Genomic DNA, 12,020 nt, shown 5'->3' with positions numbered 1-12,020 from the left:
TCGACTTGCATGTGTTAGGCCTGCCGCTAGCGTTCATCCTGAGCCAGGATCAAACTCTTCATCGTATATTGTTCGCTAATAAATTAGCAGTTTTGTAGACGAAGTTGGCTAGGTATTTTCTTTAATCTCTCGATTAGCCTTACTCTCTCTTTTTTTCAATTAAACATCGCTGTCTAATTGTGCTGTCAATCCAATATGTCTATGAACGTTTTCTTCTTGTTTTTTTCGCTTGTCTCTCAAAGCGGGTGCAAAAGTACAACTTCTTTTTGATTAGACAAGCTTTTCGAAAAAAAAATATTTTTTTTCTTTTTTAGCATCCCTAACCCCCCAGTTTTGTCGTTTGCGGAGGGCAAAGATAACACTCTTTTTGCTCTCCTACCAAATCTTTTTCAAGATTTTTTTTAACTCAAAACCCATACCCAACGTCCCTCTCATTGCGGGTGCAAAAGTAATACTCTTTTTCGCCTTTCCAAATCTTTTTTACCCTCTTTTCTATTCTTTTTTTTAACTACTTGGTTGTGAGAGGGAAATAATCAAAAGTTTTTTGTTTCAAGTTTTAGGTTTTAGGTTTTAGGTTTCAGGTTTCAGGTTTTAGGCTGAGGGGACATATAAAATTTATAATGAAACACGGATTGGACGGATTAGCTAAAGCTTAACGCGGATTTAAACGGATTTTAATAGCTTCGCTATAATGGATTGGAACGGATGGGTTTGGTAATCAATTCATTTTGGTTGAAACCTGAAAATTCTTAAACTCTGCTCCCCTAGCCCCGATTGTAATGGAAAGCCTTGTGATGGATTGGTGTATTTTTTCTTGGCAAAAAAAAGCGACCAAAGGAAGCTCTTTCTTTGACTTTGAAAAAAACAACAAGACAAACAAGCTTGCAATGAAAAGCGGGAAATGGCTTCTTAAAAAATTAGTCGAAACGGATTGCTTTTACCGGAGATATTTTTGTGATGATATAAGACGGAATTAGTAAAACTATTAAACTTACTAAAATTGTTCCAAGGTTAAGTAGTATGATGTAGAACCAATTGAAATAGACCGGTGCTTCGCTTACATAATAGTTTTCAGGGTTTAGTTTGACGATTCCGAATTGTTGTTGGATAAGCATTAAAGCAATTGCGATGGCGTTGCCCCAAAGTAGTCCGCGGAGGATGATATGGAAGGCATTGAACAGAAATATTTTTCTGACGGTCCAATTATTTGCCCCTAAAGCTTTGAGTATTCCAATCATTTGTGTTCGTTCCAGAATGAGAACTAAGAGTGCAACGACCATATTGATAGTTGCAACGACAATCATAATTACTAAAATAACAATGATGTTGAAATCGAATAGTTGTAGCCATTCGAAGATGAAAAAATATTTTTCGATGATGGTTTTGCTGTCGAGCATGTAGGAGGTTTGTTCATAGACTTCTTCGCCTTTTTGTTCAATTTTATTGAAATCGTCGATAAAAACTTCAAAGGCTCCTACTTCGTCCGATTTCCATTTATTGATTCGTTGTACGTGACGAATATCGCCTATAATGTAGGTGGCATCAAATTCTTGAAATCCGGAGTTGTATATTCCCGTAATGGTGAAAACACGTAGGTTAGGCATTTCGTTGCTATCTTCTTTCATAAAGAACGTGTTGAACTTATCACCTACTTTTAGAAAAAGTCGGTTAGCCAAATACTGCGAAATGAGTACTTCAGGATTTAATTGGTCTTTTACGTTTGGGATTTTACCTTCAACGATGTATTCATTAATGTTTTCCCATTTGTAATCGTTCCCGACGCCTTTAAAAATAACTCCTTCAAAAGATTTTTCAGTTCTGATAATTCCAGCCTTACTTGCCACAGCTTGAATGTGATTTACACCTTCAACCGATTTGAACTCAGGATAAAAATCTTGTTTAGTAGATACCGGAACTTTGCTGACTTCGGATTGGTTGTCATCGAAATTAGAAACAATAATATGCCCGTTAAAAGCGGAAACTTTTTGGCGTATTTTTTGTTGTAACCCCAAACCGGTTGCTACAGAAATAATCATCATGATGATTCCGATTGCAATGGCGGTGATTGCAATTTTTATTATTGGCTTGGAAATACTACTTTTATGCTGTTTTGAAGTAGTTAATCGTTTAGCGATGAAATATTCTAAATTCAAAGGAATTGGTTTTGATGCAAATATAGTTTTTTTGGGTGGCTGAGAAGCTGAGTGGCTGAGATTTTTAATAAACAATTTTTATTATGAAATATTATTTTTTGGGTTTGAGTTTGTTGTGTTTGATGATTTATTGTGGAGGAAGTAAGAAAATAGAAAATAGAGAAAAGACAATAGATGACTCACGAAAAAGTGAAGAAATTTCAACTACAGCAGAGTTAAAGACCGGGGCGGAAAATTACACTTCCTATTTACCTATTTTAAAAGGAAAGAAAGTTGGAGTGGTAACCAATCAAACCGGAATTTTAAAAATCGAATCTGAAAATATTGCAGTTGAAAATGGCATAAAAGAATATCAACGCATTTTTACTAATGTACATTTAGTTGATTTTTTAATTGAAAGAAAAATTCAAGTGCAAAAAATATATGCCCCCGAACACGGTTTCAGAGGAACAGCTGATGCAGGAGAATTGATTAAAGACGGAAAAGACACTAAAACGGGATTGCCCATTATTTCGCTTTATGGAGATAACAAAAAACCAAAACCTGAGCAATTAGCCGGAATAGATGTAATGGTTTTTGATTTGCAAGATGTTGGTGCGAGATTTTATACTTACATATCTTCTTTGCATTATGTAATAGAAGCTTGTGCAGAAAACAATATTCCGTTACTAGTTTTAGATCGTCCAAATCCGAATGGACGTATTGTTGATGGTCCGATTTTAGAAAAAGAGTTTACAAGTTTTGTGGGCATGCATCCGATTCCGGTTTTGCATGGCATGACGATTGGAGAATATGCTCTAATGATAAATGGAGAAAAATGGTTAAAGAAAGGTATTCGATGTCAATTGACCGTAATTTCATGTTTAAATTACAATCGAAAAATGCAATATAGTTTGCCTGTGAAACCCTCACCAAATTTGCCAAATGACCAATCGATTAATTTATATGCAAGTTTATGCTTTTTTGAAGGAACGAATGTTAGTGTGGGCCGCGGAACGGAAAAGCAATTCCAAATTTATGGTTCGCCTTTTTTGACTAAATCTGATTTTAGTTTTACCCCAAAACCTAATTTAGGAGCAAAAGATCCGATGCATAATGGAAAACTGTGTTATGGTGAAGATTTAAGTACCATCGAAAAAGTAAATCGTTTGGAATTGAAATGGCTCATCAACGCTTATGAATCAACTTCTGATAAAAAAGCGTTTTTTAATTCGTTTTTTGTGAAATTGGCAGGCACAAAAAAATTGCAAGAGCAAATTGAAAAAGGTCTTCCTGAACATGAAATCAGAAAAAATTGGGAGAAAGGATTAGAGGATTTTAAAAAATTGAGGGAAAACTATTTGATTTATCCTTAAATTTCCACATTAATAGAAGGATTGATTTTCAGAAGCTCTTCCACAAATTCTTTTTTCAATTTAGGTGAAATTAATACTTCAACATATGTATTGTAAACAATAGCTATTCTATCTAATGATAATGCCGGTGAACTCAGTGGATTATTCGTTTTGTATATTCTTTTGATAGAATGAACATCAATTTTTATCCACCAAACTTTTAGGATTGTTCCATCAATGACATATTTTATTTTAGAAAACATCCAAAACATGACAATTAAAATTGAAATCATGGTGATTGACAAAGCATATTGATGAGTTTGAATACCTTCTACAATTGGATAACTAAAGATTCCAACAATTAAAAGAATTAACCACCAATCAATTTTTGATCTAAACGTTTTCATATTACAAAGATAATTTTTTTTTCATTTCTTCCACAATGTTATAAGCGGCTGGACAAATGGCTACATTTTTCAAGGTTAAATCCGATATTTGCTGGAATTTTTTTCTATCGGTATGCGGAAATTCGCGACAAGCTTTAGGGCGAACGTCATAAATGAAACATTTGTTGTCACTTTCTAAAAATGTACATGGAACCGACTTCAACACATAATCATTGTCTTCATCTATTCTCAGGTATTGCTCGATGAATTGTTGTGGTTTTTGTTTAAAATGTTTCGAAATACGTTCAATATCAGCCAAAGTAAAAAGCGGACCGGTTGTTTTACAGCAATTGGCACATTCCAAACAATCTGTTTTTTTAAACTCGGCTTCATGCAAATCTTGCATCACATAATCCAAATTTTTGGGTGTTTTCTTTTTAAGCTTATCAAAATACTTTTTGTTTTCGATATGCTTATCTTTGGCAAGTTTAGCCAATGTATCGATTTGAAAATGTGCCAATGTGTCAATTTTAGATTACTGCAAATTTAAAGAACTTTTAAACGCATAAACCTCTAAACTTTTAAACTTTTTATGAAAGACCTTTTTGGAAAAGCCATTTTAGATTACCAATCCGGAAACAATCCTGAAGATTTGATTACCGAAACTTCCATTTCTGAGGCAGATGAAATGAGTGTGGCTTATTTGTTTAGGGATTTTGATGAAATGCCTATATTAGAGCAAAAGGCTTTACAACTTGTGAAAGGAAAAGTATTAGATGTAGGATGTGGTGCCGGAAGTCATTCTTTGTATTTACAGGAAAAAGGTTTTGATGTAACTTCGATTGATCTTTCACAAAATGCTGTAAAAGCATGTGAATTAAGAGGAGTAAAAAAGTGTCATGTTTCTGATATTTTAACCTTTTTGTCAAGTGAAAAATTCGACACCCTTTTACTACTAATGAACGGAACCGGAATTTTTGGTAGGTTAAATTCCATTACAACGTATCTGAAAAAGTTAAAATCACTTTTAAACGAAGGCGGTCAAATTCTCATCGACAGTTCCGATTTAATTTACATGTACGACCAAGATGAAGAGGGTGCGTATGAAGTTCCTGCCGATAAATATTATGGAGAATTGACTTTTACCGTTCACTACAAAGGAGAAACTGAAGAAGCTTTTGAATGGTTGTATTTGGATTACAACACCCTTCAAAACGCCGCTCATGCTAATGGCTTGAATTGTGAATTAATACAAGAAGGAGAGCATTTTGATTATTTAGCGAGATTATCTTAAAACGAAAAAATTCCAATAAAATGAATTCATTGGAATTTAGATCAATGAATTTACTTATTTGTGCTAAGGAATATTCAAATATTTATGCGTTTGCAATGATACTCTCCATTTTGGATTTTTCATCACATAATCCACAATTAATGGTGTCATTTCTTCTCTTTTGCTCCATTCCGGTTGCAAAAAAAGAATAGCATTTTTATTTACTTGAGCGGCTTGCTCTTCCGCAAAAATAAAATCGTGTTTGTTGTAAATGATAACTTTTAATTCATTCGCTATGTCATACGCACTTTGAACCGGCAACTTGTTTTTCTTAGGCGAAAGGCAAAACCAATCCCATTTTCCGGTAACTGGATAGCATCCAGATGTTTCAATGTGAATATTTATTCCAACACTTTTCAATTTTTGTGTTAACGGATTCATATCCCAAGTAAGCGGTTCGCCGCCGGTAATTACAACCGTATCCGAATATTTTTTTGCATTTGCAACAATGATATCTGTTTCCGTAGGCGGATGAAGTTCAGCATTCCAACTTTCTTTCACATCGCACCAATGGCAACCCACGTCACAACCACCTATTCGAATAAAGTAAGCCGCAGTTCCGGTATGATAACCTTCGCCTTGAATGGTGTAAAACTCTTCCATCAACGGAAGCATTTCTCCTTTTTCAACGGCCAATTGTATTTCTTTTTGAAGCATTTTTTTCTGAAATAAGTGTGCAAAGATAGTTAATTTGAAAATGAAGCCATTTGAAAATTTGAAAATGATAGCTTTTGAATTATAAATGCTTTTACTACATTTGAAATATAAATTTGAAATTATGAGTAAAGTCGAAGAATTCAGTTCACATATTAAAAACGGATACACGACCAAAGGTGATTTTATAACGTTGGGAGGGGCAATGCTAGACGGCGTTCCTGTGGGTGGAGAAGCCCATGTAAATATTGCTTTAAAAACATTAAACCGTCACGGATTGATTGCCGGAGCAACCGGAACCGGAAAAACCAAAACCATTCAAGTACTTTCGGAACAACTTTCTCAAAACGGAATTCCGGTCTTGATGATGGATATTAAAGGTGATTTTTCCGGAATAGCCATGCCGGGAATTGAGCAATCTTTTATCACTGAACGTCATGCTAAAATCAATTTAGGCTATGAAACCAAAGGTTTTCCGGTGGAATTAATGACGATTTCCAAACAAAATGGGGTTCGTTTACGTGCTACCGTTTCTGAGTTTGGACCGGTTTTATTTTCCAGAATTTTAGATTTGAATGATACGCAAGGTGGCGTCGTTGCCGTGATTTTTAAATATTGCGACGACCATCATTTGCCACTATTGGATTTAAAAGATTTTAAAAAAGTTTTACAATATATCACCGAAGATGGAAAAGCGGAAATTGAGAAAGAATACGGCCGTATTTCCACTTCTTCTACCGGTTCGATTTTACGAAAAATCATCGAATTAGAACAACAAGGTGCTGATGTGTTTTTTGGGGAATTATCGTTTGATATTAATGATTTGATGCGAATAGATGAAAACGGAAATGGTTATGTCAACATTATCCGTTTGACTGATATTCAAGACAAACCAAAGTTGTTTTCAACATTTATGCTGAGTTTATTAGCTGAAATTTATAGTACAATGCCGGAACAAGGCGATGCCGGCAGACCGGAATTGGTAATTTTTATTGATGAAGCTCATTTGATTTTTGACCAAGCCAGTAAAGCCTTGCAAGATCAAATTGAAACCATCGTAAAATTGATTCGTTCCAAAGGAATTGGCGTTTATTTTATCACACAAAACCCACAAGATATTCCGGCGGGTGTGTTGAGTCAGCTAGGTTTAAAAATTCAACATGCGTTAAGAGCTTTTACCGCCAACGACCGAAAAGCGATTAAAATGACAGCTGAAAATTATCCGTTATCCGATTATTACAAAACCGATGAAGTAATTACGCAACTTGGTATCGGAGAAGCGTTTGTCACAGCTTTGAATGAAAAAGGGATTCCGACTCCTCTTGTTGCTACGATGCTTCGTGCACCGATGAGCCGTATGGATGTGTTAACGCAACAAGAAATTGATTCACACATTACCAGTTCAAAATTGGCAAAAAAATACAATGAAGTAATTGACCGTGAAAGTGCGTATGAATTATTGAACAAAAAAATAGCTGTCGCCGAAGAACAAGCCGCAAAACAAGCTGAAGAAGTGGCCAAACAAAAAGAAGTACAAAAAACTACTGCCACTACTACTCGAAGAGCCCCTGAGAGTCAGACCACAAAAGCAGTCGTAAAAGTGTTAACGAGTGCTACTTTTATTCGGGGTGCTTTAGGGATTTTGAGTAAGATGTTTAAAAAGTAAATTTGAAAATGTGTCAATGTGACAATTTGTAAATGATTTCATGAAAGGATTCTTTACCATCGCATTACTCCTACTTTCTAACATCTTTATGACTTTAGCTTGGTATGGCCATTTGAAATTTAAAGACTTGAAATGGTTTGAAAATGCCGGATTAATAACGATTGTTTTAATCAGTTGGGGATTGGCTTTGTTTGAATATTTTTTTCAAGTTCCGGCCAATCGTATTGGATATGAAGGAAATGGAGGTCCGTTTTCATTATTGCAACTAAAAGTCATTCAAGAAGTGATTACGTTGATCATTTTCGTTATTTTTTCAATGCTTTTCTTCAAAACGGAAACGTTTAAATGGAATCATTTTGTGGGAATGTGTTGTTTGGTGTTGGCAGTATATTTTATTTTTAGAAAATAGAGAATAGACGTTATGAAAAAATACTATATCCAAAAATCACCTTTTATCGTTCCAACAACTGATGGAAAACTAATTGCAGAACATTTCGGAAAAGCTTCGGATGGCAATAATGAAATCTCCATCGCTCATATGATTGCACCACCTCATTGGAGCGAACCGTTTCAAACACCTGAATTTGATGAATATACGTTTATCATCAAAGGTAAAAAACAATTTATCATTGAAGACGAAGTGATTGTTTTAGAAGCCGGTCAATCCATCAAAATTGAGAAAAACACTCGCGTTCAATATTCCAATCCGTTTGAAGAAGTTTGTGAATATATTGCTATTTGTAAACCGGCATTTGATTTTGAGAAAGTAAACCGCGAGGAAATGTAATTTATTTTGAAAGTAGCGAAATAATCTTTTGTTCCACAACCTCGCTATCCCAAATAGTTTCAATATTTTCCATTTGCATCACTTCTTCCATGATTTTATTTTGGAAATCGCCAATAGCAAGAGCTTCTGAATACGGTTGCAAACTAAAGGTTACGCGACTATACAACGGCATCCATAAATCAGGATGTTTGTCTGAAAACCATTTTTCTATTTTCTTTTGCAACAAGAATTTTTCATCGGCCGTTTTGGCACTCATTTCCATGAAATTGCGATACGAAAGTTCAGCAATCGCATCAGCATTGGGCTTTCTGGATTTTTCATAGGCTTTGAAAATGGCTTCCCAATCATCGCCGTACTTTGCAATCATTTCATTTAAAACGGTAATATCTTCAAATCCGGCATTCATTCCGTGACCGTAAAAAGGTACGATGGCATGAGCCGAATCACCAATTAAAGCCACATTATCAGCATGTGTCCAAGGGAAACACTTCATCATCACCAAATAACTCGTTGGGTTCTTGAAGAAATCACGCACCAAATCCGGAATCACTTCTTTGGTGTCCGGAAAAAATTCGGCAAAGAAATCCACCAAGGTTTTTTCGTCTTTCAAGCTTTCAAAAGAATTTTCACCTTCAAACGGCATGAACAGCGTACATGTAAACGAACCATCCAAATTGGCCAAAGCCATCAACATGAAATTGCCACGCGGCCAGATATGTAAAGAGTTTTTGTCAATTTTGTGCGAACCATCCGGATTGGCAGGAATATGTAATTCCTTATAACCAATGTTCAAAAATTCCTGTGAATAATTGAACATACTTTGGCGTTGCATCCGATGACGGATACGAGAAAAAGCACCATCCGCTCCAAAAACTTTATCGTATTTTAAATCGGTCCACTCGCCTCTTTCAGTTTCTCCAATATGCAGAGTAGCATCCGCTAAAGTAACATCCCAAATGCGGTGTTCAAAAAAGAATTCAACTCCGGCTGCTTCTGCCAAATCAATCATTTTTCGGTTCAAAACCCCACGAGAAAGTGAATAAATGGCTTCCCCTTCTTTGCCGTAATATTGGTAATTGAGTTTGGAATCTTTTAAATGAATGGCACGTTTATCAACCGGTATTCCAATTTTTTTAATTTCTTCGGTCAAGCCGATATCCTCCAACGCCTTCCAACCTCTGTTCGACATCACCAAATTGATAGAACGACCCGAAAATTCAACCGTGCGAATGTCCGGACTTCGGTCTAAAACATGAACAGTATGCCCTAATTTTTTGAGGTAGATTGCCAATAAAGTTCCAACTAAACCGGAACCAACAACAGCAATTTTTTGTGGCGTTTGCATGATAAAAATCAAAAATTGGAATACAAAAGTACGGAATACCAAAAGATAAAAGAGCTTAAAAGTGCTAAATTTTATGATTGAAAATAATTTTGTTTAATCTTTTTTGTATTTAGTTAAACAATTTGTATTTTTGAAAAAAATTGCTTGTGAAAAAGTTTACTAAAGAAGTTATTCAAGAGCTTCCCAAAATTCCACGATTGAATTTGATTAACAGTTGTACCGGTTACAAATCGGCTAATTTAATCGCAACAAAAACAGCTGATGGAGTTTCCAATGTTGCGATTTTCAGCAGTATTACACATCTCGGAAGCGACCCTGCCTTGTTAGGATTTATTTTAAGACCAACTACCGTTCCTCGAAATACGTATAAAAATATCAAGGACCTCGGTTATTTTACAGTCAATCACATTACAGAAACTATGATTGCTGATGCTCACCATTCCTCTGCAAATTATGATGAAAATATTTCTGAATTTGATCAAACCAATCTGGAAGAAGAATATTACGAAGGAATTTCAATCCCATTTATAAAAAATAGTCCGGTTCAAATTCTTTGCAAATACCTCAACGAATATGAAATTAAAGAAAACGGCACGATTCATATCATTGCTTCTATCGAAAAAATATTTGTAGAGGAAAGACTTCTTCAAAAAGATTATTGGTTGCGATTGGATGTAGAAAACGTAGTATCCATTAATGGATTAGATGGTTATTGTGTTCCAAAATTAGTAGACCGATTTGAGTATGCACGTCCAAATATGCCAACCAAATCAATGCTTTAAAAATGCCACATAAAAAAGTAAATCTTCCTCAAAAAATCTGCAAAACCTGTGGACTTCCCTTTTCATGGCGAAAAAAATGGGAGAAAAATTGGGAGGATGTGTTGTATTGTAGTGAGCGATGCAGGAGGAATAAAGTTGGGAGTAAGGAGTAGGGAGTTTTCAGTTGCAGTCTCAGTTTTCAGTCACAGTCGCAATCGCAGTTTTCAGTTTTGTATTAACCTTTTACAAATTACCTATTACCCATTACCATAAAAAATGAACAATCTCGTTTGGTTTCGAAATGATTTACGAGTGGAAGATAATCACTCATTATACTGTGCTTGCCAAAAAACCGGTAAAGTCATTGGCGTTTACTTTTTAGACCCCAGACAATTTGAAATGACTCGTTTTGGTTTCAAAAAAACTGAAAAATTCAGAGCAAAATTTCTATTGGAAACGCTTCGGGATTTGAAAAATAATTTAGCGTCAAAAAATATTTCATTGCTCATTTTCCATGATTTACCTGAGAATGTAATTCCTAGATTGGTGGAAGAACATCACATTTCAACTATTTTTCTTCAAAAAGAGTGGACACAAGAAGAGGTCAATGTCAATGTCAATGTCAAAAACAATATCAATCGCAATTTCAAAAATCAAATTTCAAGGGTTGAGTTTGTAGAAACCTACAACCAATTTTTATTTCATCCGAGTGATATTCCTTACGCTGATTTTCAAAAAATACCGGAAGTTTTTACCGAATTTCGTAAGAAGTGCGAAAAAGAAAGTAAGATTCGACCTTGTGTAGAAATCACTTCAAAACCCATCGAAAACTTGATTGAAACTTCGAATGTGATTCCGAGTTTAGCAGATTTAGGTTTAGAATCGTTCAAACTGCATAAATATTCGGCTTTCCCATTTCGTGGTGGCGAAACGGCTGCTTTGAAACGGTTAAACCACTATTTTTTTGATACCGAAAACTTATCCCAATACAAACAAACCCGCAACGGATTAATTGGCACGGATTACAGTTCAAAATTTTCGGCTTGGTTGGCTAATGGAAGTATTTCTGCACGAACGATTTATTGGGAAGTGCAAAACTACGAACGCGAAATTTGTAAAAATGAAGACACCTATTGGTTGATTTTTGAATTGATTTGGCGGGATTATTTCAAATACATTTCATTGAAACACGGCAACAAAATCTTTCAACTCGATGGCATTTTAGGAAAAAAATACGATTGGAAATTCAACGAAAAAGCACTTCGCCAATGGATGAATGGCAATACTCGTGAGCCGTTAGTAAATGCCAATATGATTGAATTACAACAAACCGGATTTATGAGCAATCGTGGTCGGCAAAATGTGGTGAGTTATTGGGCGAAAGAATGGGAACAAGATTGGCGGGTTGCCGCTGCTTATTTTGAAAGTATGTTGATTGATTATGATGTCCATTCGAATTATGGCAATTGGATGTACAATGCCGGTGTTGGAAATGACCCGAGAGATCGCAAATTCAATATTAAACGGCAAGCGGAAATGTATGATGCGAAAGGGGAATATCAGAGACTTTGGTTAAAATAAATTTGTTTCAGATTTCAGGT

At 35.3% G+C, this 12,020-nt stretch carries 13 protein-coding genes and 1 rRNA gene; 8 read left to right on the top strand and 6 right to left on the bottom strand.

The annotated features are described in order from the left end of the window. Positions 1 to 65: ribosomal RNA gene (locus EQG68_RS01600) — 16S ribosomal RNA — on the bottom strand; the annotation flags it as partial. An 852-nt stretch (positions 66 to 917) separates the two neighbouring features. Further along, complete coding sequence (locus EQG68_RS01595; protein ID WP_129463035.1) at positions 918 to 2,153, bottom strand: ABC transporter permease; 1,236 nt, start codon at positions 2,151 to 2,153, stop codon at positions 918 to 920. 83 nt (positions 2,154 to 2,236) lie between these two features. Between EQG68_RS01595 and EQG68_RS01590 the strand changes: the two genes are divergently transcribed. Beyond that, complete coding sequence (locus EQG68_RS01590) at positions 2,237 to 3,508, top strand: exo-beta-N-acetylmuramidase NamZ family protein (protein WP_246011600.1); 1,272 nt, start codon at positions 2,237 to 2,239, stop codon at positions 3,506 to 3,508. Here the strand turns inward: EQG68_RS01590 and EQG68_RS01585 are convergent. Then, positions 3,505 to 3,894, bottom strand: a complete 390-nt coding sequence (locus EQG68_RS01585) for a PH domain-containing protein (protein ID WP_129463034.1) — start codon at positions 3,892 to 3,894, stop codon at positions 3,505 to 3,507. The two genes, EQG68_RS01590 and EQG68_RS01585, sit on opposite strands and share 4 nt — an antisense overlap. A 1-nt stretch (position 3,895) precedes the next feature. Then, positions 3,896 to 4,393, bottom strand: a complete 498-nt coding sequence (locus EQG68_RS01580; protein WP_164975360.1) for a YkgJ family cysteine cluster protein — start codon at positions 4,391 to 4,393, stop codon at positions 3,896 to 3,898. Positions 4,394 to 4,465: 72 nt separating this feature from the next. On the opposite strand from EQG68_RS01580, the gene EQG68_RS01575 reads away from it, so the two are divergent. Continuing rightward, positions 4,466 to 5,167, top strand: coding sequence for a class I SAM-dependent methyltransferase (locus tag EQG68_RS01575; protein WP_129463033.1), 702 nt, complete (start codon positions 4,466 to 4,468; stop codon positions 5,165 to 5,167). A 63-nt stretch (positions 5,168 to 5,230) separates the two neighbouring features. Here the strand turns inward: EQG68_RS01575 and EQG68_RS01570 are convergent, their stop codons facing one another. Then, positions 5,231 to 5,863 carry a 7-carboxy-7-deazaguanine synthase QueE gene (locus tag EQG68_RS01570; RefSeq protein ID WP_129463032.1) on the bottom strand — a complete coding sequence of 211 codons (633 nt, stop codon included), beginning with the start codon at positions 5,861 to 5,863 and terminating at the stop codon, positions 5,231 to 5,233. A 121-nt stretch (positions 5,864 to 5,984) separates the two neighbouring features. On the opposite strand from EQG68_RS01570, the gene EQG68_RS01565 reads away from it, so the two are divergent. Genes EQG68_RS01565 through EQG68_RS01555 form a run of 3 tightly spaced genes read left to right on the top strand, consistent with a single transcriptional unit; the run spans position 5,985 to position 8,313 of the window. Continuing rightward, entirely contained in the window at positions 5,985 to 7,526 is a 1,542-nt protein-coding gene (locus EQG68_RS01565; protein ID WP_129463031.1) for a helicase HerA-like domain-containing protein, read from the top strand. A gap of 40 nt (positions 7,527 to 7,566) precedes the next feature. Next, on the top strand, positions 7,567 to 7,935 hold the full coding sequence (locus EQG68_RS01560; protein ID WP_129463030.1) for a DMT family protein: 369 nt from the start codon (positions 7,567 to 7,569) through the stop codon (positions 7,933 to 7,935). 12 nt (positions 7,936 to 7,947) lie between these two features. After that, the gene (locus EQG68_RS01555) at positions 7,948 to 8,313 is read left to right on the top strand and encodes a cupin domain-containing protein (protein WP_129463029.1); all 366 of its coding nucleotides are present in this window, start codon (positions 7,948 to 7,950) and stop codon (positions 8,311 to 8,313) included. Between the two features lies 1 nt (position 8,314). Here the strand turns inward: EQG68_RS01555 and EQG68_RS01550 are convergent, their stop codons facing one another. Then, complete coding sequence (locus EQG68_RS01550) at positions 8,315 to 9,658, bottom strand: FAD-dependent oxidoreductase (RefSeq protein ID WP_129463028.1); 1,344 nt, start codon at positions 9,656 to 9,658, stop codon at positions 8,315 to 8,317. Positions 9,659 to 9,804: 146 nt separating this feature from the next. Between EQG68_RS01550 and EQG68_RS01545 the strand changes: the two genes are divergently transcribed. The 3 genes from EQG68_RS01545 (at position 9,805) to EQG68_RS01535 (ending at position 12,000) form a co-directional block, all read left to right on the top strand. Further along, positions 9,805 to 10,440, top strand: coding sequence for a flavin reductase family protein (locus EQG68_RS01545; RefSeq protein WP_129463027.1), 636 nt, complete (start codon positions 9,805 to 9,807; stop codon positions 10,438 to 10,440). Positions 10,441 to 10,442: 2 nt separating this feature from the next. Then, positions 10,443 to 10,592: a DUF2256 domain-containing protein gene (locus tag EQG68_RS01540; protein WP_129463026.1), complete on the top strand. Its 150-nt coding sequence runs from the start codon at positions 10,443 to 10,445 to the stop codon at positions 10,590 to 10,592. Positions 10,593 to 10,695: 103 nt separating this feature from the next. Next, positions 10,696 to 12,000, top strand: coding sequence for a DASH family cryptochrome (locus EQG68_RS01535; protein ID WP_129463025.1), 1,305 nt, complete (start codon positions 10,696 to 10,698; stop codon positions 11,998 to 12,000). The last annotated feature ends 20 nt before the right edge of the window (positions 12,001 to 12,020 follow it).

The sequence above is a fragment of the Flavobacterium piscinae genome (assembly GCF_004122145.1).
Taxonomy (GTDB): Bacteria; Bacteroidota; Bacteroidia; order Flavobacteriales; family Flavobacteriaceae; genus Flavobacterium; species Flavobacterium piscinae.
Note: the sequence above shows the minus strand (reverse complement) of the source record. Positions and strands in the feature narration are given on the sequence as shown.